We start from the raw sequence: 24,103 nt of genomic DNA on the forward strand, positions 1-24,103 counted from the left end.
GGAACTCGGCAAAATGACCCCGTAACTTCGGGAGAAGGGGTGCCTCGGTAGGGTGAATAGCCCGAGGGGGCCGCAGTGAAAAGGCCCAAGCGACTGTTTAGCAAAAACACAGGTCTGTGCGAAGCCGCAAGGCGAAGTATACGGGCTGACGCCTGCCCGGTGCTGGAAGGTTAAGGGGAGTGGTAAGCCTTCGGGCGAAGCTATGAACCGAAGCCCCAGTAAACGGCGGCCGTAACTATAACGGTCCTAAGGTAGCGAAATTCCTTGTCAGGTAAATTCTGACCCGCACGAATGGCGTAACGACTTGGGCGCTGTCTCAACGAGAGATCCGGTGAAATTTTAATACCTGTGAAGATGCAGGTTACCCGCGACAAGACGGAAAGACCCCATGGAGCTTTACTGCAGCTTGATATTGAATTTGGGTACGATCTGTACAGGATAGGTGGGAGCCGTAGAACTTTGAGCGCCAGCTTGAAGGGAGGCATCCTTGGGATACCACCCTGATCGTATCTAGGTTCTAACTTGGTACCGTGATCCGGTGCGAGGACAGTGTCAGGTGGGCAGTTTGACTGGGGCGGTCGCCTCCTAAAGAGTAACGGAGGCGCCCCAAGGTTCCCTCAGAATGGTTGGAAATCATTCGAAGAGTGCAAAGGCAGAAGGGAGCTTGACTGCGAGACCTACAAGTCGAGCAGGGACGAAAGTCGGGCTTAGTGATCCGGTGGTACCGCATGGAAGGGCCATCGCTCAACGGATAAAAGCTACCCTGGGGATAACAGGCTTATCTCCCCCAAGAGTCCACATCGACGGGGAGGTTTGGCACCTCGATGTCGGCTCATCGCATCCTGGGGCTGAAGTAGGTCCCAAGGGTTGGGCTGTTCGCCCATTAAAGCGGTACGCGAGCTGGGTTCAGAACGTCGTGAGACAGTTCGGTCCCTATCTGTCGTGGGCGTAGGAAATTTGAGAGGAGCTGTCCTTAGTACGAGAGGACCGGGATGGACGTACCGCTGGTGTACCAGTTGTTCCGCCAGGAGCACCGCTGGGTAGCTATGTACGGAAGGGATAAGCGCTGAAAGCATCTAAGCGTGAAGCCCCCCTCAAGATGAGATTTCCCAATTAGTAAGACCCCTTGAAGACGACGAGGTAGATAGGTTGGGGGTGGAAGTGCAGTAATGCATGGAGCTGACCAATACTAATCGGTCGAGGGCTTATCCTAAATAAAACGCAAATAAGTTTCGGATCCAGTTTTCAGGGTGTAACCTTGAAAGTATGTACAAGTGACATACAATAAGCCCATGGCTATTCATTCACACGATATGTGATGAAGCGAATAACCGTACGATAGAATTTGCATAGCAAATTCATGTTTGGTGGCGATAGCGGAGGGGTTCCACACGTACCCATCCCGAACACGACCGTTAAGCCCTCCAGCGCCGATGGTACTTGGACCGCAGGGTCCTGGGAGAGTAGGACGTCGCCAAGCAAAAGTGAAAAGGATGATAATCTCATTGAGATTATCATCCTTTTTTTATGTGTTTTTAGATGGCCACCTGCTTCTAAGGTTGACAGAGGGAAGAGGCTTTGCCACACTCTAAGTGTATAATCTTTTTTATGGATGCCCAAGTATACAAGCGAGGTGACGAAGTTATGGAGATCAGACAATTACAACGTGAGGAATTTGAAGCGGCTATTGAATTATCTCAATATGCTTTTCAGTTTACAATGTCCCAGGAAGATTTGGAAAAATCCAAGAAGAAATTCAAACCGGAGCAAACATGGGGAATATTCGACGGACATGACTTGAATGCTAAACTGACTTTGTTACCGCTACAGGTATACATAAACGGTCAGGTTTTTGATATGGGAGGCATTGCTGGTGTGGCAACTTGGCCAGAAAAGCGTCGCGGAGGCATGGTATCACGCTTGTTGACGCATGCGCTTGAAGAAATGAAGTCTGCGGGACAAAGCCTTTCTTTTCTGCATCCATTCTCCTTTGCCTTCTATCGTAAATTTGGTTGGGAAACGTATATTGAATACAAAAAGTACGTCATTCCCATTGATAAATTCCCTGTAAAACTTAAAACAGAGGGTACAGTCAAACGCGATGTCAAAGATATTTTAGAACTGGACCAAGTGTATCAAGCGTATGCATCTCGTTATAATGGCACGCTGGTACGAGATAAGGAATGGTGGCAAGAGCGGATTTTAAATGAGAACTATCGAACTGCGGTATATTACTCTGAAACAGGCGATCCTCAGGGATATGCACTATACAAAATTGAAGATAAACAGTTGAATTGTGATGAGTTGATATATGAAAATGAGACGGCTCGTCGGGCTTTATGGACTTATTTTGCAAATCATGACTCAATGATAGCCCAAGGTAAATTTAATTACGTTCCAGCAGATGACAATCTGCCATTTTTACTCGATGATCCACGAATTCAACAGGAAACGGTGCCTTATTTTATGGGTCGTATTGTGGATGCAGCTGCTTTTGTAAAGAGATACCCTTTTGAGCAGATTGGAGAGGAAACAAGTTTAACCTTAAGTCTGACAGATCGGTATGCTCCATGGAATGATGGATTATGGAGATTAACGATTACGACGAAAGGACAAGGCCATTTGGAGAGAGTGGATAAAAGTATTTCATCTGAAAACGCCATAGTAGCTGACTTGAAACTTGGGATTCAGTCACTGACGACTCTGATGCTTGGCTACCAGCAGGCTGATGATCTGTATAAGTGGGAGCGTATTGAAGGCAGCAGTGAGTCTGTGTCTGCGCTTAAACGTGTAATACCAGTAAAACAAACGTTCTTATTGGATTTTTTCTGATAAAGGCCATTTAGTTCTTCTTAGGCTCCATCTTTCAGGGAACATGACTTGTGTGGTTATCATAATTTTCAAAACTCTTTCTGTAATGGGAAGAGTTTTTTTTATGGTATTGTATAAAACATAATTAGATTGCGAAAAATGGTATTGACCCCTTGGCAAAAATGAATAATGTGCTATAATATGAATATAGTCAAAGAAAGTCAAAGTCAATTAAGCCTAGTGTGATTCTGTAGAAGTACTATGCTGATGAATTAGCTTATAAGGTAATTTTGATAGCAAAGAAGTAAATGAGGATCGAAATGATTTGCGTATAGTTAGGAGCTGACTCTTATGAACATAAGAGAAGTGTATGATTAATCGCAAATAAAGGCCACACTAGAGACAAAACGGTACAATTCCAATGGATGTAGATCAGGCAATAGCCTGAATACAGCTTAGATTCGTGACTTTACCGTTTGGTTAAGTTCAATATACGGCGGACTCTGTGGAGCGTGAAATGTACTTGAATACTTGCGTTTCCGTTAGTGGAGGATGATGAAATGCGCAATGTTTCCGATATTATTGAACAATATTTGAAGAGTATATTGCTGGAAAGTCCCCAAGGTTTAGTGGAGATTCAGCGCAATGATCTGGCTGACCGCTTTTCCTGCGTGCCGTCGCAAATTAATTATGTAATTAGCACCCGGTTTACGCTGGAAAAAGGCTATGTGGTGGAAAGTAAACGCGGTGGCGGGGGCTACATTCGTATTCAGCGAATTCAGCTGCCTGCACAGCATGCCATCCATACACATCTTCATCAGAGCATCGGGGAGGAAATAAGCCAATCGGCAGCAGAAGGTCTGATTTATCAGTTAGAGGAAGCCCATTTTTTAAGCAAAAGGGAAGCTAATTTAATGAAGGCTGCTTTATCAAGGGATACATTATTACTGAAGCTTCCCTATCGTGATCAACTGCGAGCAAGATTGCTTAAGGCTATGCTGATTTCGTTGCTGGCGACCAAATAGTGTGTGGAAAGAGACTAACGTTTGGATGTAGGGATTGGTATAAATCCTGACATTGAAGGAGGTGCTTTTATGCTGTGCCAAGAATGTAATATGCGGCCGGCAACTTTGCATTTCACCAAAATTGTGAATGGCGAAAAGACAGAGTTTCATATTTGTGAGACGTGTGCCAAGGAAAAAGGGGAGATGATCCCTGGAACACCTAACGGCTTTTCGATTCATAGCTTGTTGTCGGGGATGCTGGATTTTGACTCCAGTACAAAGAGCCAGTCTCCAGGCCACAGTGGTCCGCAGAACCTGCAATGCAAGGATTGTGGCATGACCTATGCACAGTTTAGTAAGCTGGGACGTTTCGGATGCCCATCGTGCTATCAATATTTTGATAGTCGTCTGGACCCTCTGTTCAAGCGTGTGCATGGCAGTACGAATCATGTTGGTAAAGTTCCGGTTCGCACTGGAGGCCGACTGAAGGTTAAACGGCAAATTGACGATTTGAAAAAAGAGATGCAACAGCATATTGTACAGGAAGAATTCGAATCAGCTGCTGAGCTTAGGGATCAAATCAGAGAACTTGAAAAAGAAATGACTGAAGAGTAAAGTTTGTGAAGAGTAGGAGGGATGCGTAATGCCCAATATTCGGTTTACGGAGAAGCCGCTAAGTGACTGGATGCGTGGTGATGCTGCGGATTCGGAGATTGTCATTAGCAGCCGGGTGAGAATTGCGCGTAACTTGCAGCATCTGCCTTTTCCCATGCTTGCTACCAATCAGCAGTCGGAAGAAGCACTTCAACGCTTGACGGATATCCTTCAGTATGATGATTTAGGCGGTTTTGGTACTTTTCATACGTTGAAAATATCCGAGTTGGATGAGATCGACAAGCAGGTGCTGGTTGAGAAGCATTTGATTAGTCCAAATTTGGCGAACGAATCTCGTAACGGTGCTGTTTTAATTAGCGATGATGAATCGGTTAGTGTTATGATAAACGAAGAGGATCATCTGCGTATCCAGTGCTTATATCCGGGATGTCAGGTTAGGGAAGCTTGGGAACGCGCTATGATTATTGATGATGCATTTGAAGCGCATGTTGATTATGCATTTGATGATCGGAGAGGTTTTCTGACCAGTTGTCCGACGAATGTCGGCACAGGTATGAGAGCTTCGGTGATGATGCATTTGCCTGCATTAGTTATGACTCATCAAATCAATCGTATATTGTCTGCTGTTTCACAGGTAGGTCTTACAGTTCGTGGCATTTACGGTGAAGGCAGCGAAGCGGTCGGAAATTTGTTTCAGGTATCTAATCAGATTACACTGGGACAAACCGAAGCGGAGATTATTGAGAATCTACATGGCGTGGTGCTACAAATTATTGAGCACGAGCGTTCTGCCAGAGAAAGGCTAATGAATGAATCTATGCTGCGAATTACAGATCGGGTGATGCGTTCATTCGGTATTTTGTCATATGCAGCAGTATTGGATTCCAAGGAGGCTGCACAGCGGCTATCCGATGTACGTCTTGGCGTAGATTTAGGGATTTTGGAGCGTCCTTCCACCGCAGCGATGAATGAGCTGAATGTGATGACACAACCCGGGTTCCTGCAAAAAAGCTTTGGGGATAAAATGAATACCGAAGAGCGCGATATGTACCGGGCGAAGCTGATCCGGCAAAAATTAGGCACAACCCTTTAATATATAGAATGATCTGAAATACACACTGTGGAGGTGCAGGATATATGATGTTTGGAAGATTTACGGAACGTGCACAGAAAGTGCTTGCTTTGGCTCAGGAAGAAGCTGTTCGATTGGGACACAACAACATTGGCACAGAGCACATTTTGCTAGGCCTCATTCGTGAAGGTGAAGGAATAGCCGCGAAAGCCTTAATCGGTTTAGGGCTGGGACTGGAAAAAATCCAGGATGAAGTGGAAACGCTGATTGGACGCGGTCAAGAGCAACCGACGAACATTGCCTATACTCCACGCGCCAAAAAAGTCATCGAACTGTCCATGGATGAAGCCCGCAAACTGGGCCATACCTATGTAGGTACAGAACATATTTTGCTTGGTCTTATTCGTGAAGGCGAAGGCGTAGCAGCACGTGTACTGAACAACCTGGGCATCAGTCTGAATAAAGCGCGTCAGCAAGTGCTTCAATTGCTCGGCAGCAGCGAGGCTGTTTCCAGCCATCACGGTGCTCCAGCTAATGTCAGCACGCCAACTCTGGACAGTCTGGCACGCGATCTGACGGCATCTGCGAAGGAAAACAACCTGGACCCTGTTATTGGGCGTAGCAAGGAAATTGAACGCGTAATTCAGGTGCTCAGCCGCCGTACAAAGAACAATCCGGTTCTAATCGGTGAGCCTGGGGTAGGTAAAACGGCGATTGCCGAAGGATTGGCCCAAAAAATCATAGCGAATGAGATTCCTGAAACGTTGCGCGACAAGCGCGTAATGACGCTGGATATGGGTTCTGTGGTAGCAGGCACCAAGTATCGTGGTGAATTCGAGGATCGTTTGAAAAAAATTATGGACGAGATTCGTCAAGCGGGTAATATCGTGTTGTTCATTGATGAGCTGCATACGCTGATTGGTGCTGGTGGAGCGGAAGGCGCAATTGATGCGTCCAACATCCTGAAACCTGCTCTGGCACGTGGCGAGCTGCAATGCATCGGTGCGACCACGCTGGATGAATACCGTAAATATATTGAGAAAGATGCTGCCTTGGAACGTCGTTTTCAACCAATTACAGTGGATCAACCTTCTCCAGAAGAGGCGATTCAAATCTTGTATGGTCTGCGTGACCGTTACGAAGCGCATCACCGTGTAAAGATCACAGATGAGGCTATTGAAGCGGCCGTAAAATTGTCAGATCGTTATATCACCGACCGCTTCCTGCCAGATAAGGCTATTGACCTTATTGATGAAGCGGGCTCCAAAGTAAGGCTGAATTCTTACACTGTACCGCCAAACCTGAAACAGCTGGAAAACCGTCTGGAAGATATCCGTAAGGAAAAGGATTCAGCGGTACAAAGTCAGGAGTTTGAAAAAGCGGCAGCGTTGCGTGATACAGAGCAAAAAATCCGTGAAGAGCTAGACGTGACGAAAAACCAATGGAAAGAACAACAGGGTCGTACAGATTCTGAAGTTACACCAGAGGATATCGCTCAAGTCGTTGCAATCTGGACAGGTGTTCCAGTCAGCAAGCTGAAAGAGGAAGAAACACACCGCTTGTTGAATATGGAAGAGTTGCTGCATGAGCGGGTAATTGGACAGGATGAAGCAGTTAAGGCAGTAAGCCGGGCGATTCGCCGGGCACGTGCCGGACTGAAAGATCCGAAGCGTCCAATCGGTTCCTTTATTTTCCTCGGCCCAACTGGGGTTGGTAAAACAGAATTGGCACGCGCCTTGGCTGAATCCATGTTTGGAGATGAAAATGCGGTTATCCGTATTGATATGTCCGAATATATGGAGAAGCACTCCACGTCCCGTCTGGTAGGAGCACCTCCAGGGTACGTTGGATATGAAGAAGGCGGTCAACTGACTGAGAAGGTACGTCGTAAGCCATACTCTGTTGTGTTGCTGGATGAAATTGAAAAAGCACACCCAGAAGTATTCAATATTCTTCTGCAAGTGCTGGAAGATGGTCGTCTAACAGATTCCAAAGGTCGTGTCGTCGATTTCCGTAACACACTCATCATCCTAACATCTAATGTTGGTGCACAGGCGATTAAACGTAACTCCACGCTTGGTTTTACAGCTGTAGTGGACGCTGGGGCGGATTACGATAATATGAAGGGCAAAGTGATGGATGAACTGAAGAAAAGTTTCCGTCCTGAGTTCTTGAACCGGATTGATGAAATTATCGTTTTCCATTCTCTCGAAGAAAAACATATTGCCGAAATTGTGTCACTCATGTCTGAGGAGCTGCGTAAGCGCCTGAATGAGTATGAGGTGGACTTCGAGTTGACAGACAACGCTAAAAAATTCCTTGCCAAGGAAGGCTTTGATCCAGCGTATGGTGCGCGTCCATTGCGTCGTGCAATCCAGAAGCATATTGAAGATCGCCTGTCCGAGGAACTGTTGACTGGCAACATTACTAAAGGTGACTCTCTCTTCATTGATGAGGAGAATGGCGCATTGACTGTAACGAAAAAGGATAATGTATCTGCCAAGTCCTAAGCAGTTTACTAAATAAATAGTAGAAAAGGGTGTCTCGCAGGCTGGAAAGCTATTGCGAAGACACCCTTTTTGTGTATAAAACACGGTGAAAAGGTTGGGTAAATGCTTTGGGAAAGTTTGTGATATTGCTTTACGTCCGCCAAGCTTCAATGGTAAACTTTTATTGTTACAGCTCTTTCTGGGCTGTATGAACATAAATTTGACATCATCGTCGTCAATAAGGAGCCAAGGAATAAAGTATGGCTAAAGTGAAAACTAAATTTTCCTGTACGGAATGTGGTTATGAATCGCCCAAATGGTACGGAAAATGTCCTGGATGCCAGGCGTGGAATTCCATGGTCGAAGAAACGGAAAGCGTTGTAAAAACTCAAGGAATGGGGTCTTCCCTTCTTACTCATAGCACAAAAGACAAGCCACTCTCTATTATAGAGGTGGAGAGTGGCAAAGAAACACGAATTTTGACGGGAATTGGCGAATTGAATCGAGTACTCGGTGGAGGTGTGGTGCCGGGTTCACTCGTTTTGGTGGGCGGTGATCCGGGAATCGGTAAATCTACGCTTATGCTGCAAACATCTAATGAGCTGGCTTTAACTGGTTTAAAGGTGCTGTACGTGTCTGGTGAGGAATCTGTCCGTCAAACGAAACTACGTGCAGATCGGCTCGGTGCCTTGTCCCCCAGCCTATACGTATTATGTGAGACGAATTTGGAGACGATTGAAGAAGCGGTGGACAGCTTGAAGCCGGAATTTTTGGTCATCGACTCGATACAGACCGTATATTTGCCTGAGGTGACGAGTGCACCAGGGAGTGTGGCTCAGGTGCGGGAGTGTACTTCACGCTTTATGCGAATTGCCAAGGGGCTAGGTATTGCTACGGTATTGGTGGGACATGTGACCAAGGAAGGGGCCATTGCAGGTCCACGTTTGTTGGAACATATGGTTGATTGTGTGCTTTATTTTGAAGGAGAGCGTCATCATACGTATCGGCTTTTGCGTGCAGTTAAAAACCGTTTCGGTTCTACAAATGAAATTGGTATTTTTGAAATGGCTGAAAGCGGTTTGCGTGAGGTGTCAAATCCTTCTGAACTATTCCTGTCTGAACGACCACTGGGGGTAGCGGGTTCTACTGTTGTAGCCAGTATGGAAGGAACCCGACCTGTATTGGTTGAACTGCAAGCATTGATTGCAGCTACGCATTTTCCATCTCCGCGCCGAATGGGCACAGGAGTCGATCATCATCGAATGGGATTAATCATAGCCGTGCTAGAAAAGCGGATGGGCATGTTTTTGCAAAACCAGGACGCCTATCTCAACGTAGCTGGAGGCGTGAAGTTGGATGAACCGGCGGTGGATTTGGCTATAGCTGTGAGCATTGCTTCCAGCTTTAGGGATGCTCCTACCAAGCCGTACGATGTGATTTTTGGCGAGGTGGGACTGACAGGTGAGGTACGTGCGGTATCCCGAGCAGAACAGCGAGTACGGGAAGCGGAGAAACTAGGTTTCAAACGGGTGATCATGCCGGAGAAAAGCTTGAAGGGCTGGACACATCCGAAAGGGATTCAAATTATAGGAGTAGGAACGGTGGCAGATGCACTGGCAGCCGCATTAGATTAGGGGGCATTGAGAATGAAAGAAGCGAGCCAACTGGATAAAATGAACGATTTGCTGCGGCTTGTGGCACCGGGAACTCCCTTTCGCGACGGGTTGGAAAACGTTTTGCGTGCCAAAACGGGTGCTCTTCTGGTCGTTGGCTATAGCCCAGAAGTTATGGAAGTCGTGGATGGCGGTTTCTCCATTAATTGTGATTTTTCGCCGAACTATTTGTATGAGTTGGCTAAAATGGACGGCGCAATCATATTGAGCGAGGATTTAAAACGAATTTTATATGCCAATACGCAACTGATTCCAGACTCCTCGATTTCGTCGATTGAAACAGGAATTCGGCACCGGACAGCAGAACGAGTTGCAAAGCAGACTGGCAAACTAGTGGTGTCTATTTCCCAGCGGCGTAATATTATTACCTTGTATCAGGGGACATTACGGTATGCCCTCAAGGAAATCGGGGTTATTTTGACGAAAGCCAATCAGGCTATTCAGACGTTAGAGAAATATAGATCCGTGTTGGGGCAAGCCTCTACGAATTTGACAGCGTCTGAATTTGAAGAGCTGGTTACCATGCCGGAGGTCGTTAATGTCATCCAGCGGATCGAAATGGTACTGCGCATCAAAATGGAGATCAAACGATTTATTAACGAGCTCGGAAATGAGGGCCGTCTGATTAGTATGCAGATGGAAGAGCTTGTCAGCAACATTGAGGAAGAAGCATGGTTGCTGTATAAGGATTATGCCAAAGACGATAGCGACGAGAAAATTCGTGAAATTATATTGGGACTCAAACGTTCTACGGACGACGAATTGTTGGATGTGAATCATATTGTACGTTTACTAGGCTACCCTTCTTCAGCTGCGACATCAGAAGAGTATATTGCTGCACGCGGCTATCGGGTACTGAACAAGATACCGCGTTTGCCGAATGTGATTATTCATAATCTGGTGGAGCGGTTTGGACGTTTTCCGCATGTCATGACAGCAACGATAGAAGAACTGGATGAAGTGGATGGTATTGGAGAGGTTCGTGCGCGTACGATTAAAGAAGGTCTTAAACGTTTGCAGGAACAAGTTTTCATTGACAGGCAAATGTAAATGTAATACAGTGAAAGGATTATAATGGAACAATTCATACATTGAGGTGAAGAGATGATTACCAAATCAATTCCGAACATGTGTACCTTAGGTAACTTGTTTCTCGGAATGATCGCCATTTTATTGGCTGTAGACGGAAAATACAGTCTTGCCGCTATTATGGTTATTGTCGCCATGTTGTTGGACGGACTGGATGGAAGGATGGCCCGGGTCCTGAATGCCCAAAGCGAATTCGGTAAAGAACTGGACTCCTTATCAGATATGATATCTTTTGGTGTTGCTCCCGCAGTTATTATGTACATGGTTGCTTTTCATGATGCGAATTCGGCTCTCGCTTGGACGGTTACTGCCATTTTCCCGATGTGCGGAGCGTTGCGTTTGGCTCGATTTAACGTACGTCCTGGTGTACCAGGTTATTTTACGGGTTTGCCAATTCCGGCAGCAGGTGGCGTATTAGCCACTTTGTCCTTATTCCATAACGATATTTCATTGTTATACATGTCGATTGCCATGTTGCTGGTTTCTTATTTGATGGTCAGCTCCATGAGATATCCTAATTTTAAAAAGGTCGGCCTCCCCAAAAAAGCGATCTGGGTTGCTCCATGGGTCGTAATTGCAGCGGTGGTGTTGGCTGTTAAATTCCCTGACCAGCTGTCGAAGCTGATTTTTGTACCGCTGGTGCTGTATGCATTGTATGGCATGAAGCTGAACATTCGTAAGCTGTCACGCAGACGTGGACGTGGACGTGGTCGGGAGCGTTCCAGTCAGGAAGAACAGGACGATCAATATCGTCATTCACAGCGTTAGTATCAAGCAAGAATAAGAATAAGCATTTATTTCCTTGAAGCATTTCAGGGAGATAAATGCTTTTTTTTTATGCATAAAAAGTGAAAACACAGGGTTAGTTATGATGAAAATGGATCATACTGGTAAGAGAAATGCTATGTATCCAATAAATAGCAGACTATATGAAAAGAAAATAAAGGAGGTATAGAGACTCAATGTGGAGAAAGGCTATTTTAACTTTTACAGGATTGTGCGGAGCATGGTTTGGCTATACGTTATACCAGCGGGTAGGAGGCATTGTAACGTGGATGCCGCAATGGTTGAGTGATGGGTCTTTACCAGGAATGATTGTTTGGATGATGGCGGGAGCAGTGCTATTTATGGCTGGGTGTTCATTCGCAGGGGCATCCGTGGCGAATCGGTTGCAGCAGGGCATTGAAGGCTTGGTACGAATTCCGATGAACGAGATGATGGCAGGTGTGATTGGTTTAGCGGTGGGATTGATACTTTCCTTAGCAGTTTACCCGCTTTTTTCATGGTTGGGGGCCCCGGGTCAACTTATCCAGACGGCTGTTACCGTGATATGCGGATATGTAGGATTGATGGTTGGGCTAGAAAAGCGGGACGAGCTGTCATCCTTTTGGAGTTCTGGTTTTTTTGGTCGGGGAACGGGTGTAGAAGAACGCAAGCTGGAGGAACATAAAATATTGGACACCAGCGTCATTATAGATGGGCGTATTGCGGATATTTGCAAGACAGGTTTTATTGAAGGAACAATTGTAATTCCTGAATTTGTGCTGGAGGAGCTTCAGCATATTGCAGATTCATCAGATTTACTTAAGCGTAATCGTGGACGCCGAGGTCTGGATATTTTGAATAAAATCCAAAAAGAACTGGATGTAAATGTGCTGATTTACGAAGGTGATTTTGAGGAAATTTCAGAGGTCGACAGTAAGTTGGTTAAGCTGGCAAAGGTGTTACAGGGTAAAGTTGTAACTAATGATTTTAACCTGAATAAAGTATGCGAACTTCAAGGTGTATCAGTGCTGAATATTAACGATTTGGCGAATGCAGTGAAGCCTGTCGTACTGCCCGGTGAGGAAATTATGGTGCAGATTATTAAAGACGGCAAGGAGCATGGGCAGGGTGTAGCCTATCTGGATGATGGCACGATGATTGTTGTAGAAGGCGGACGTGACTATATTGGCTCTCTGATGGAGGTGCTGGTCACGAGTGTACTTCAGACCTCAGCCGGCCGTATGATCTTTGCCAAACCGAAATTATTGGAAAAAGCTCAATAAACGCGGTATGATGAAGTAGATGTGTTATCATACGGATCGTCCAAGTGCGATCAGGGCAGGAGTTATTTGAATGAACAATCGGGTAGGAGTTGTCATTGTGGCAGCAGGGCGCGGCTCCCGTATGGGGACGCAGGAGAGCAAGCAATTTCTGCTTTTGCGGGACAAGCCCATCTTCATACATACACTTGAAATATTCGCTGCTATGCCCGAAGTGGATGAAATGGTGATGGTGACTGGGACAGGAGATGTGGAACGCTGCCGAGATTGGATTCATCAATACAAAATCGGTAAAAATGTACGGGTGGTGGCTGGTGGCAGTGAACGCCAGCATTCGGTTTATCGCGGTCTGCGCCACTTACAAGCGGATTGGGTGATGGTGCATGATGGTGTGCGTCCACTAATTCAACCTGAGCTTGTACGTTCATGCCTTGAGGTAGCCCAGCGTACTGGTGCTTCTGTAGCGGCAGTACCTGTAAAGGATACGGTCAAGCAAGTGAACGGGGATGGTATCATTACAGCTACGCCGGATCGCCGAAGTCTGTGGAGTATTCAAACGCCACAGACTTTTCGTCTTTCCGATCTGCTGCGAGCCTATGAGGAAGCGGAGCAGTCGGGATTCTTGGGAACAGATGATTCTATGCTGATAGAACGGCTAGGAATTCCGGTTACTGTCGTTCAAGGCAGCTACAAGAACATCAAAATTACTACGCCTGAGGATTTGGATATGGCGGCGTTATGGGTAAAAACAGAGGGAGAGGATATCAAGTGATCAGAGTGGGACAAGGATTTGACGTCCACCAGCTGGTGGAAGGAAGGCCATGCATCATCGGAGGTGTGAATATACCGTATGAAAAAGGTTTGTTGGGCCATTCCGATGCAGACGTGCTGCTGCATGCCATTAGCGATGCCATCTTGGGCGCGCTTGGCTTGGGAGACATCGGGAAGCATTTTCCGGATAACGACCCAGAATTTAAGGATGCCGACAGTCTTAAGCTACTGGAGCATGTGTGGGGACTAGCTAAAGAGCGAGGATATCGCTTGGGGAATATTGATTCTACGATTATCGCACAAAAGCCCAAAATGGCATCGTATATTCCGCAGATGAATGAAGTCATCGCTCGAGCGCTGGAAGCAGAGGAGCTATCCCAGGTGAACGTCAAGGCGACCACGACAGAGCAACTCGGGTTTCCCGGACGGGGTGAAGGAATCGCGGCTCAATCGGTTGTCTGTCTTATCAAGTAAATGCTATCATCTTGAGTAATTCAATTTGGAGGAGATTATATGAGCACGGAAGTTCGTGTACGTTATGCACCAAGCCCTACAGGGCATCTGCACATTGGAAATGCCAGAACGGCATTATTTAATTATTTGTTTGCCCGCAATCAAGGTGGGAAATTTATTATTCGTATCGAAGACACAGATGTGAAGCGCAATATTGAGGGCGGAGAAGAAAGCCAACTTAAATATTTGAAATGGTTGGGTATGGACTGGGATGAGAGCGTAGACGTGGGAGGCGAGTTTGGACCTTATCGTCAGACTGAACGCTTGGACATATATAAAACGTACTGGCAGGATTTGCTGGACCGTGGTTTGGCTTACCGTTGTTACTGCACTGAAGAAGAGCTGGAGCGCGAGCGTGAAGAGCAGACGGCACGTGGGGAGACACCACGCTATTCTGGGAAACATCGTGATCTAACAGAAGAACAGTGCCAAGCATTTGAAGCAGAGGGCCGTGTACCAAGTATTCGTTTTCGCGTACCGGAAGATCGTGAATATACGTTTGACGATATCGTAAAAGGTCAAATTACATTCAATTCCAAGGAAAGCGGCGATTTTGTTATCGTCAAAAAGGATGGTATTCCGACATATAACTTCGCTGTAGCAGTTGACGATTATTTGATGAAAATATCGCATGTACTACGGGGCGAAGACCATGTTTCCAATACACCGCGGCAGTTGATGATCTTTGAAGCTCTTGGCTGGGAGCCGCCACGCTTCGGTCATATGACGCTGATTGTAGGCGAGGATCACAAAAAGCTCAGTAAGCGTAACGAATCCATTATTCAGTTCATGGAGCAGTATGACAAGTTGGGCTATTTGCCAGAAGCTATATTCAACTTCATTGCACTGCTGGGCTGGTCCCCGGAAGGCGAAGAAGAAATCTATGATCGGGAACAACTGATTTCGATTTTCGATCCTAATCGTTTGTCCAAAAGTCCAGCTGTGTTTGATACAAATAAGCTTGCTTACCTGAACAATCACTATATTAAAAAGGCTGATCCTGAGCGAATTGCCAGCATGGCGATTCCACATCTCCAGGCAGCGGGGCTGTTGCCTACTGAACTGTCTGCGGAACAACTGGATTGGGCTAAGGCTCTGGTTCGCTTATACCAGGAACAGATGACTTCTGCATCCGATATTGTAGCGTTGTCTGAGTTGTTTTTCCGTTCACATCTGGAACTGGATGCTGAAGCAGCAGCTGTATTGGCCGAAGAGCAGGTTCCTGAGGTACTTAGAGCTTTTGCAGGTAAAGTTGAAACGAGCGAGGAATTTACAGCTCCACAAATGGCTAAGCTGATCAAGGAAGTTCAAAAGGAAACCGGTTTTAAGGGAAAACAACTATTCATGCCGATTCGTGTGGCTCTTACAGGCCAAACTCATGGACGGGATCTGAATGAAACTATCTTTTTGCTCGGACGTGACAAGGTACTGGATCGTCTTAAGGCACAAATTAAAGGCTGATGTTTCTTGTCAATTTGTTGTCTTTTCGCTATAATGACTCCATTGATACGGATTGATATTTACGTGTAAAGGCTGCGAACAGGAGAAGTACACTGCATAAGGGCATCTGCCAGAGAGGACGGTCGAGGGGAAACCCCAGGCTGAGAGCCGTCCAGATGACCTGCGGAGGAAATGCGCCTGGGAGCCGTGCGCCCGAACTCTCATTAGCGTCAAATGCTGATGTGACAAGGGCGTGCCGAGTCGTTCCCGTTACAGGACGCTAAAGACGAACTGCTTTGCTTTTTATGCAGCAGATATGTTCGAAGCAGAGTGGGACCACGTTCATGCGTCTCTGCAGCTTAGGCTGCGGAGGCGCTTTTTCTTTTTTATCAGACTCAGACTCATTATAGATAGAAAAATGTCGAAGAGTGCTGGTGGATGCGAAAATTGGCGGAACGTGAAGTGTTGTGATGATGCGGCAAGGATATGAAGGGAATAGGAGGGCGACATGTTCAGACATTTCAAATCCGACATTCAGACTGTTTTGGATAATGATCCGGCCGCCCGGAGTAAGCTTGAGGTCATTTTTACGTATTCCGGCGTTCATGCCCTTTGGGCACACCGAATCGCACATTGGTTTTATTTGCGAAACTGGTGTACTCTAGCCCGTGTTATATCCCAGGTATCGAGGTTTATGACAGGCATTGAAATTCATCCTGGCGCTCGTATCGGAGATCGGCTGTTCATTGACCATGGCATGGGAGTTGTCATCGGTGAAACCTGTGAGATTGGCGACGATGTCGTATTGTATCAGGGGGTCACACTCGGCGGGACTGGGAAAGAGAAAGGGAAGCGCCATCCGACCATTGGGAATAATGTTGTTATCGGCTCTGGTGCGAAGATATTGGGCTCTTTTACGATTGGGGCACAGTCCAACATTGGCTCCAACTCGGTTGTGCTCAAAGAAGTCCCACCAAACAGTACGGTGGTGGGCATCCCGGGGCGAGTTGTCAGACAGGATGGTAGGCGGCCAGACCGACTTAGTCATCAATTGCCTGATCCGGTTGTGGACTCTATGAGAGAACTTCAACGGGAAATTGAACGTTTGCGTGCAGAAATATCTGATTTGAAGGATGGGCCATCCGCTCAGAAACATCAGGTGACCCAAGAGAATAAATTAGAAAAATGATTTTCATGAGGGAGGAACATAACAATGCCGCTTCAAATTTATAATACAATGACGAGGAGTCGGGAGCCTTTTGTGCCACTGGAGCCTGGAAAGGTTAAAATGTATGTATGCGGACCTACCGTGTATGATTACATTCATATTGGCAATGCACGACCTGTAATTGTATTTGACGTGGTGCGGAGCTACCTGGAGTACTTGGGCTATGATGTAAACTATGTGGTGAATTTTACGGATGTCGATGATAAACTAATCCGCAAAGCTCGGGAACTTGATATGGATGTTTCGGCAGTTGCTGAGAAATTTATTGCTGCCTACCATGAGGATCTGGCAGGATTGAATGTTCCTGCTGCCAGCATGAACCCTCGTGTAACAGAGAGTATGGACCTGATTATTGATTTTATTAAGGAATTGGTAGACAAAGGCTATGCTTATGAAAATGATGGCGATGTATTCTATCGGACCAAAAAGTTCAAAGATTACGGACAACTATCAGGTCAAAATCTGGAAGAGCTTCAGTTCGGAATTCGCATCAATGTGGATGAACGCAAGGAAAATGCCGAGGATTTTGTACTCTGGAAGGCAGCGAAGTCGGGTGAAATTCATTGGTCGAGCCCTTGGGGAGATGGACGACCAGGCTGGCATATCGAATGCTCTGCTATGGCTCGCCATTATTTGGGGGATACACTGGATATTCATGGGGGCGGACAGGATCTGCAATTTCCGCATCATGAATGTGAATGCGCACAATCTGAAGTGATTACGGGTAAGCCTTTATCTCGCTACTGGATGCATAACGGATATATTCGCATTGATAATGAAAAAATGTCGAAATCACTCGGTAATGGTATTTTGGTTAAAGATTTGCGCGCTCACCACAAGCCGGAGGCTTTACGTTATTTTATGTTGTCGACACATTACCGGAATCCGTTGAACTATAACCAAGAGACTATGAGTCAGGCGGAGAACAGTGTCGAGCGGATCGCCAATGCAGTTGCCAATGTGAAGCATCGTTTAGCTAATGCGCTGGAAGGTAATGGGGGAGTATCGACGGAACTGCAAACGAAGCTCGACGGAATTTTGCAGCAGTTTGGCGAAAAAATGAATGATGATTTCAATACACCTGATGCGATTACTGCTGTATTTGATTGGGTTAGCGAAGCAAACCATTTGTTGCAGCGAGATGTCGTACATCGGGCGGAACTACAAGCTGTATTGCATACCTTTCATTCGATGAATAGCGTACTTCGCATTTATTCGGAACCGAGTGAGGAGTTGCTGGATGACGAAATTGAGCAGTTAATTGCAGAACGTGTCGAAGCTCGTAAGACCAAAAACTGGGGTAGAGCTGACGAAATTCGCGATCTGTTGGCTGCAAAAGGCATTGTGCTTGAAGATACGGCGCAGGGTATGCGGTGGCGGCGAAAATGAGTGATAAGCCACTGAACTCAGGAGCATCGGAAGGTACGGGGAACTGGTTCCCGTACCCTGCATCCAAGCCAGCCCGTTTGATGCCCCCCATTGCACTAGCTTACATTGGTGATGCAGTGTACGAGGTAGCTGTCCGGCAATATTTGTTGGCTCAGCCTAACCTGCGTCCAAATCATCTGCATCGGCGAGCCACAGGGCTAGTCTCTGCCAAGGCGCAGAGTCGCATGTTGGGGCTATTGGAAAAGGTATTGACGGAAGAAGAACGCGATATTGTCCGACAAGGAAGAAATGCTAAATCAGGAAGTTTGCCCAAAAATGCTGATGTGCTTGAGTATCGGCATGCCACTGCACTGGAAGGGTTGATTGGATCTCTTTATTGTGATGGACATTTGGACAGATTAAGAGAGTTGATTACGTTCGGAATTGCACAAATGGAAAATACAGAAAAATCATAAATGGGAACGGACTGGATGGAACAAGCATCGTCCGTTTCCCGGGAGGAAGCTAGAGATGGAAGAAGAATGGATTGCCGGTAAGCATTCGGTAACGGAGGCATTGCGTTCAGGCAGAACGATAAATAAAATATGGATTGCGGATAATGCACAAAAACATTTGACGCTGCCGATTACAGCTGAGGCGAAAAAAGCAGGAATCATTGTCTTGCAGGTGGACAAGCGTAAGCTGGATCAAATGGTTCCGGGCATTCAGCATCAGGGAGTGGTCGCGCAAGCTGCGCCTTTTGCCTATGTTGAAGTGGAAGAATTGCTCGCCACTGCTCGTGATAAGGGAGAAGAGCCGTTTTTAATTTTGCTGGATGAGATTGAAGACCCTCATAATTTGGGCTCCATCCTTCGTACAGCGGACTGTACTGGAGCGCATGGTGTTATTGTGCCGAAAAGGCGTTCTGCAGCTGTAACTGTAACGGTGTCCAAAACATCGGCAGGTGCTGTGGAGTACGTCCCGGTGGCGCGTGTAAACAATCTGGGACAAACCATTGACCGTCTTAAAGAAGAGGGTGTATGGGTAGTTGGTACGGATGTTACAGCGAAAGACCCTGTCTTTGGGAATGGAGTATTCACGGGACCGGTAGCCATTGTCATTGGTAACGAAAATAAAGGGATGGGCCGTTTGATCCGTGAGAAATGCGATGTACTCGTCAAGCTGCCAATGGCAGGGCAAATTAATTCCCTTAATGCTTCTGTAGCTGCAGGTGTTGTCATGTACGAAGTATTGCGCGGACGACAGGCACGGGGCTAACGATATGGCTGACATGCGGGATGTTCTGCTTGTGGACGGTTACAACATGATTGGAGCCTGGCCCGAACTTTCCGCACTGGTACAATCTGGTATGCAGGAAGCGAGGGACAGACTTCTTGAACGGCTGGCGGATCATCAGGCGTATTCCGGCAGAAGAGTCATCGTCGTATTTGATGCTTACAGGGTGCCAGGATTAGGTAAAACTTTTGCCCAGAGCAAAGTCCAGATTTATTTTACCAGAGAAAAAGAAACTGCTGATGAGTGCATCGAGCGATTGGTTCGAGAGCTGAGCAGTAAAAGAAGAAGTATTTACGTAGCCACAAGCGATCAGGTAGAGCAACATGTCGCATTTGGACAAGGTGCACTCAGGGTGTCGGCGCGGGAATTACTGATCGAGATTGAGGAATCCGAAAGGGAAGTGCAGAAGCGAATCCAGCAGGATAGTGCCAAATTGTCCCGTAACTCGCTAGATGCCAAACTGAGTCCGGAGCTTCGAAAGTTGTTTGAACGATGGAGAAGAGAATAAACCAATAATTGGACCCTTCTCCATTTTGAAACCATTGACAATTTTGTTAGCGCTCTTCTTTTTTAGGTTGTTGTGGTTGACGGTATCAGGTTACATCGCGTATACTTGTCGTATATTTGAGAGAGTAACGGGTACCTTGCGTTGCAGCCGGAGGGATTGTTAGTGAGTGTGGACCTCAAGGATATCATGTTGTCAAAGTTTGATTACAAAAATGATGAAGACATTGTCGGAGCAGTCCATGAAGGTGATGGGGAAGCGCTGGAGTTTCTGATTAACAAATACCGAAACTTTGTGCGGGCCAAGGCCAGATCCTACTTCCTGATTGGTGCTGATCGCGAGGATATTATTCAGGAGGGCATGATTGGTCTCTACAAATCCATTCGTGATTTTAAGGGAGACAAACTTGCTTCGTTCAAGGCTTTCGCCGAGTTGTGCATTACACGACAGATTATTACGGCAATTAAGACGGCTACACGACAAAAGCACATTCCTCTGAACTCTTACGTATCTCTGGACAAGCCCATCTATGATGAAGAGTCAGACCGGACGTTGCTCGATGTGATTTGCGGAACACAAGTAAGTGACCCTGAAGAGCTGATAATCAATCAGGAAGAGTTTGTGGGCCTTGAGGACAAGATGTCCGAGATTCTGAGCGAGCTGGAGCGCAAGGTACTTATGTTGTATCTAGACGGACGTTCGTATCAGGAGATTGCAGAGGATCTTGACCGCCATGTGAAATCCATTGATAACGCGCTGCAACGGGTCAAGCGTAAACTTGAAAAGTATCTGGAAGTAAGAGATAGTTGAAAGTAGAGGCTGACAGGGAAAAGGCTCGAGTCCGAGTCTTTTTTTATTCGTTATAGGTAGATTATGCAGGTTTATAAGTGTTACAAATGATTTATACTAAAAAAGATGAATAATAGATATCGCCTTGATTTTTGAAGCAGCTTTTCAGAGAACAGTTTTAAAGGATGCACAGATGTTAAAATGCACCACAGCCGGGACTGCGAATTGTATGCAAACATTCGTTGACATGGAAAACCCCGTGTGATAAAGTGTTTTAGGTAGGCCTAAATTCGCGGTTTTTTTTAGGATCAATTATGAGACTTCCGGTGTTGGATGTCTTCGGGAGGTGCACATCATGCGGGTAATTATTACTTTGGCTTGTACAACATGCAAACAAAGAAATTACACAACGACGAAAAACAAGCGTAATCACCCCGACCGCATGGAGATGAAGAAATTCTGTAAGTCCTGTAACGAACAGACTTCTCATCGGGAAACCAGATAGTTTTTGGAGGTGTAGTCGGCGTGAAACGCAGTTTCAAGTCTCTGTTTTCCTTTTTCTCTGAAAGCTGGGCTGAACTCAAGAAGGTTCGCTGGCCCAATCGTAAAGAACTGACCAACTATACGCTGATTGTCATAGGGACAATTGCGTTCGTCACGATTTATTTTTGGGTTCTCGATATCGGCATTTCCGCTGTGATCGAAGCGATTATCTAGGAAGGGTTCCAGGTGGCTTGATATGGAAAAAAGATGGTACGTCGTTCATACCTATTCAGGGTATGAGAACAAAGTCAAAGCCAATTTGGAAAAACGCGTTGAGTCCATGGGCATGGAAGACAAGATATTCCGTGTTCTTGTTCCTATGGAAGAAGAACTGGTAACCAAGGACGGTAAGAAAAAAACCGTTATGCGTAAAGTCTACCCTGGTTATGTCTTAGTCGAAATGGTCCAAACCGACGACTCTTGGTATGTTGTACGCAACACACCAGGTGTTACGGGATTTGTAGGGTCGACAGGCTCGGGTTCCAAACCGACGCCATTGCTTCCAGAAGAAGTTGAACAGATTCTGAAGCATATGGGCATGGTAGAGCCGAAACCGAAGATTGAATTCGATGTTAAGGAATCCGTGCGAATTAAAGTTGGTCCTTTTGCGAATTTTGTGGGCTCCGTGGAAGAAATTTTGGTTGAGAAGAGCAAGCTTAAGGTTCACGTCAACATGTTTGGACGGGAAACCCCGCTTGAGTTGGATTATACTCAAGTGGAGAAAATATAGATTTTTCTTACAGGTTTCTTGTGGGAGGATCGATAGGTCCGTCTACCACTATTGAGTCAAGGAGGTGTCATCCATGGCAAAAAAGGTAATTAAAATGGTAAAACTGCAGATTCCTGCAGGGAAAGCTAATCCAGCGCCTCCAGTAGGTCCAGCTTTGGGTCAAGCAGGTGTCAACATCATGGCATTCTGTAAAGAGTTCAATGCTCGTACTGCTGATCAAGCAGGCCTGATTATTCCGGTTGAAATTTCGGTATTTGAGGATCGTTCTTTTACGTTCATCACCAAAACTCCACCGGCTGCTGTTCTGTTGAAAGTTGCTGCTAAAATCGAAAAAGGTTCCGGTGAACCGAATAAAACGAAAGTTGCAACTGTAAATCGCGCTGCTGTTCGTCAAATTGCAGAGCAAAAAATGCCTGACCTTAACGCAGCTTCCGTAGAATCGGCAATGCGTATGGTTGAAGGTACTGCTCGCAGCATGGGTATCACCATCGTAGATTAATTTTATTAATCTACGTGTGCCGGCAGTTTGACTGTCCGGCAAGTGTGGGAGGAATATCCGCTAATACCACATAAGGAGGAAAACATTATGGCTAAACATGGTAAGAAGTACCTGGAAGCTGCTAAGCTGATTGACAGCGAAGCAACTTACGAGCCTTTAGAAGCCGTTGAACTGGTGAAAAAGGCAGCGACTGCTAAATTTGACGAAACCGTTGAAGCGGCAGTTCGTCTGGGCGTAGATTCCCGTAAACAAGACCAGGCTGTTCGTGGTGTTGTTGTCCTGCCGCATGGTACGGGTAAAACACAACGCGTTCTGGTATTTGCAAAAGGTGACAAAGTGAAAGAAGCGGAAGCGGCTGGCGCTGATTTTGTTGGTGATCAAGATATGATCAACAAAATCCAACAAGGCTGGTTCGAATTCGACGTCTGCGTTGCGACACCTGATATGATGAGTGAGGTTGGTAAACTGGGTCGTTTGCTCGGTGGTAAAGGTTTGATGCCTAACCCTAAAGCAGGCACAGTTACTTTCGACGTTGCCAAGGCTGTTCAAGAAATTAAAGCCGGTAAAATCGAATACCGTCTCGACAAAGCCGGTCAAATTCATGCGCCAATCGGCAAAGCTTCCTTCAGTGCTGAACAGCTGAACGAGAACCTTAAAGCCTTGGTTGAAGCCTTGAACCGTGCGAAGCCAGCGGCTGCTAAGGGTGTATACCTGAAAAACATCGCTATTTCTTCGACTATGGGACCAAGTGCACGTGTGAACGCATCTGTTTACAGATAATATTTTGATTGACACACTCAATCAAATTTGTTATTCTATAAAAGTTGTGAGTCCTTGTGACTGACCATTAAAGTTGAATATGCTTACCGTAGACAGTAGGTGCCTTCGGGCTTAATTTCCTACCGAGGTGTTATGATAGAACGTTTCATGTGACGGGCTTGTCCCGTCCATGTAGATTTATCAAGCCTTCGTACTCTACGGAGGCTTTTTTCATGCTTATGAAAGCAAGCTTTGTAAGATCACCAGATCGGGTGCTTCGAACAAAGCGGATAAATTGATCAGGAGGTGTACAGTTTGGCAAATGCAAAGGTGATTCAAGCAAAACAAGAAGCTGTTGAAGTTGTAGCTGCAAAATTGCGCGAGAGCGTAACAACTGTGGTTGCAGACTATCGCGGTCTGAATGTTGCCCAAGTAACTGAGCTGCGTAAGCAGCTTCGCGAAGCCGGAATCGAATTTCAAGTGCTGAAAAACACACTGCTCCGCCGTGCAACTGCGGCAGCAGAATTGACTGAACTGGACGCAGTATTGACAGGTCCTACTGCAATCGCGTTCGGCAAAGATGATGCAGTGTCTGCAGCTAAAATCTTGAACGATTTCGCTAAGAAGAACAATGCACTGGAACTGAAAGGTGCAGTTGTAGAAGGTCGCGTTATCGGTGTTGAGGAAATCAAAGCACTGGCAGAACTGCCATCCCGCGAAGGTCTCCTTTCCATGCTCCTCAGCGTGCTTCAAGCTCCTGTGCGCAACTTCGCGCTTGCAGTTAAAGCTGTTGCAGAAAAAGAAGAGCAAAGCGCATAAGTTAGGGATTAAACCTGCTGTATAGCAGTTGAAAACAAAAAAATA

The 24,103-nt window shown here is 46.2% G+C and carries 24 protein-coding genes, 2 rRNA genes and 1 other annotated feature (1 of these 27 running past the window's edge); all 26 genes read left to right on the forward strand.

The window, feature by feature from the left end:
* Positions 1-1,213 (forward strand): 23S ribosomal RNA (locus MHB54_RS16195); it begins 1,713 nt to the left of the window's first position.
* Between the two features lie 150 nt (positions 1,214-1,363).
* Positions 1,364-1,480 (forward strand): 5S ribosomal RNA (rrf, locus tag MHB54_RS16200).
* A 164-nt stretch (positions 1,481-1,644) separates the two neighbouring features.
* Entirely contained in the window at positions 1,645-2,832 is a 1,188-nt protein-coding gene (locus MHB54_RS16205; RefSeq protein ID WP_068939398.1) for a GNAT family N-acetyltransferase, read from the forward strand.
* 539 nt (positions 2,833-3,371) lie between these two features.
* Positions 3,372-3,836, forward strand: a complete 465-nt coding sequence (locus tag MHB54_RS16210) for a CtsR family transcriptional regulator (protein WP_013312188.1) — start codon at positions 3,372-3,374, stop codon at positions 3,834-3,836.
* 69 nt (positions 3,837-3,905) lie between these two features.
* Positions 3,906-4,430, forward strand: coding sequence for a UvrB/UvrC motif-containing protein (locus MHB54_RS16215; RefSeq protein WP_023990574.1), 525 nt, complete (start codon positions 3,906-3,908; stop codon positions 4,428-4,430).
* Positions 4,431-4,458: 28 nt separating this feature from the next.
* Entirely contained in the window at positions 4,459-5,523 is a 1,065-nt protein-coding gene (locus MHB54_RS16220; RefSeq protein WP_071558181.1) for a protein arginine kinase, read from the forward strand.
* Between the two features lie 44 nt (positions 5,524-5,567).
* Positions 5,568-8,012, forward strand: a complete 2,445-nt coding sequence (clpC, locus tag MHB54_RS16225) for an ATP-dependent protease ATP-binding subunit ClpC (RefSeq protein ID WP_023990572.1) — start codon at positions 5,568-5,570, stop codon at positions 8,010-8,012.
* A 239-nt stretch (positions 8,013-8,251) separates the two neighbouring features.
* Complete coding sequence (gene radA / locus MHB54_RS16230; RefSeq protein WP_023990571.1) at positions 8,252-9,625, forward strand: DNA repair protein RadA; 1,374 nt, start codon at positions 8,252-8,254, stop codon at positions 9,623-9,625.
* A gap of 12 nt (positions 9,626-9,637) precedes the next feature.
* Positions 9,638-10,714, forward strand: a complete 1,077-nt coding sequence (disA, locus tag MHB54_RS16235) for a DNA integrity scanning diadenylate cyclase DisA (protein WP_013373290.1) — start codon at positions 9,638-9,640, stop codon at positions 10,712-10,714.
* A gap of 54 nt (positions 10,715-10,768) precedes the next feature.
* A complete protein-coding gene (gene pssA / locus MHB54_RS16240; RefSeq protein ID WP_071558182.1) occupies positions 10,769-11,521 on the forward strand; it encodes a CDP-diacylglycerol--serine O-phosphatidyltransferase in 753 nt (250 codons plus the stop codon).
* A gap of 194 nt (positions 11,522-11,715) precedes the next feature.
* The gene (locus MHB54_RS16245) at positions 11,716-12,801 is read left to right on the forward strand and encodes a PIN/TRAM domain-containing protein (RefSeq protein WP_023990569.1); all 1,086 of its coding nucleotides are present in this window, start codon (positions 11,716-11,718) and stop codon (positions 12,799-12,801) included.
* 70 nt (positions 12,802-12,871) lie between these two features.
* The gene (gene ispD / locus MHB54_RS16250; protein WP_104495557.1) at positions 12,872-13,570 is read left to right on the forward strand and encodes a 2-C-methyl-D-erythritol 4-phosphate cytidylyltransferase; all 699 of its coding nucleotides are present in this window, start codon (positions 12,872-12,874) and stop codon (positions 13,568-13,570) included.
* On the forward strand, positions 13,567-14,043 hold the full coding sequence (gene ispF, locus MHB54_RS16255; protein WP_025723806.1) for a 2-C-methyl-D-erythritol 2,4-cyclodiphosphate synthase: 477 nt from the start codon (positions 13,567-13,569) through the stop codon (positions 14,041-14,043). The genes ispD and ispF overlap by 4 nt, the downstream gene beginning before the upstream one ends.
* A gap of 39 nt (positions 14,044-14,082) precedes the next feature.
* A complete protein-coding gene (gene gltX / locus MHB54_RS16260) occupies positions 14,083-15,543 on the forward strand; it encodes a glutamate--tRNA ligase (protein WP_013312178.1) in 1,461 nt (486 codons plus the stop codon).
* 487 nt (positions 15,544-16,030) lie between these two features.
* Positions 16,031-16,711 carry a serine O-acetyltransferase gene (gene cysE / locus MHB54_RS16265; RefSeq protein WP_013312176.1) on the forward strand — a complete coding sequence of 227 codons (681 nt, stop codon included), beginning with the start codon at positions 16,031-16,033 and terminating at the stop codon, positions 16,709-16,711.
* Positions 16,712-16,735: 24 nt separating this feature from the next.
* Entirely contained in the window at positions 16,736-18,139 is a 1,404-nt protein-coding gene (cysS, locus tag MHB54_RS16270; RefSeq protein ID WP_264454480.1) for a cysteine--tRNA ligase, read from the forward strand.
* Complete coding sequence (locus MHB54_RS16275; protein ID WP_071643182.1) at positions 18,136-18,594, forward strand: Mini-ribonuclease 3; 459 nt, start codon at positions 18,136-18,138, stop codon at positions 18,592-18,594. The genes cysS and MHB54_RS16275 overlap by 4 nt, the downstream gene beginning before the upstream one ends.
* A 55-nt stretch (positions 18,595-18,649) precedes the next feature.
* Positions 18,650-19,396: a 23S rRNA (guanosine(2251)-2'-O)-methyltransferase RlmB gene (gene rlmB, locus MHB54_RS16280; protein ID WP_023990564.1), complete on the forward strand. Its 747-nt coding sequence runs from the start codon at positions 18,650-18,652 to the stop codon at positions 19,394-19,396.
* Positions 19,397-19,400: 4 nt separating this feature from the next.
* Positions 19,401-19,922, forward strand: a complete 522-nt coding sequence (locus tag MHB54_RS16285; RefSeq protein ID WP_023990563.1) for an NYN domain-containing protein — start codon at positions 19,401-19,403, stop codon at positions 19,920-19,922.
* Between the two features lie 162 nt (positions 19,923-20,084).
* Positions 20,085-20,729 (forward strand): RNA polymerase sporulation sigma factor SigH, encoded by a 645-nt coding sequence (gene sigH, locus MHB54_RS16290; RefSeq protein ID WP_016324748.1) that lies wholly within the window; start codon positions 20,085-20,087, stop codon positions 20,727-20,729.
* Between the two features lie 334 nt (positions 20,730-21,063).
* Positions 21,064-21,213, forward strand: a complete 150-nt coding sequence (gene rpmG / locus MHB54_RS16295; protein WP_023990562.1) for a 50S ribosomal protein L33 — start codon at positions 21,064-21,066, stop codon at positions 21,211-21,213.
* 20 nt (positions 21,214-21,233) lie between these two features.
* A complete protein-coding gene (gene secE, locus MHB54_RS16300) occupies positions 21,234-21,425 on the forward strand; it encodes a preprotein translocase subunit SecE (protein WP_013312170.1) in 192 nt (63 codons plus the stop codon).
* 22 nt (positions 21,426-21,447) lie between these two features.
* On the forward strand, positions 21,448-21,981 hold the full coding sequence (gene nusG, locus MHB54_RS16305) for a transcription termination/antitermination protein NusG (protein ID WP_007432596.1): 534 nt from the start codon (positions 21,448-21,450) through the stop codon (positions 21,979-21,981).
* 73 nt (positions 21,982-22,054) lie between these two features.
* Positions 22,055-22,480: a 50S ribosomal protein L11 gene (gene rplK, locus MHB54_RS16310; RefSeq protein ID WP_007432595.1), complete on the forward strand. Its 426-nt coding sequence runs from the start codon at positions 22,055-22,057 to the stop codon at positions 22,478-22,480.
* Between the two features lie 87 nt (positions 22,481-22,567).
* Positions 22,568-23,260: a 50S ribosomal protein L1 gene (rplA, locus tag MHB54_RS16315; RefSeq protein WP_013312169.1), complete on the forward strand. Its 693-nt coding sequence runs from the start codon at positions 22,568-22,570 to the stop codon at positions 23,258-23,260.
* Positions 23,261-23,328: 68 nt separating this feature from the next.
* Positions 23,329-23,480: a sequence feature (ribosomal protein L10 leader region), on the forward strand.
* Positions 23,481-23,554: 74 nt separating this feature from the next.
* Positions 23,555-24,058, forward strand: coding sequence for a 50S ribosomal protein L10 (gene rplJ, locus MHB54_RS16320; RefSeq protein WP_013312168.1), 504 nt, complete (start codon positions 23,555-23,557; stop codon positions 24,056-24,058).
* The last annotated feature ends 45 nt before the right edge of the window (positions 24,059-24,103 follow it).

This window comes from Paenibacillus sp. FSL M7-0802 (genome assembly GCF_038004945.1).
GTDB lineage: Bacteria > Bacillota > Bacilli > Paenibacillales > Paenibacillaceae > Paenibacillus > Paenibacillus polymyxa_B.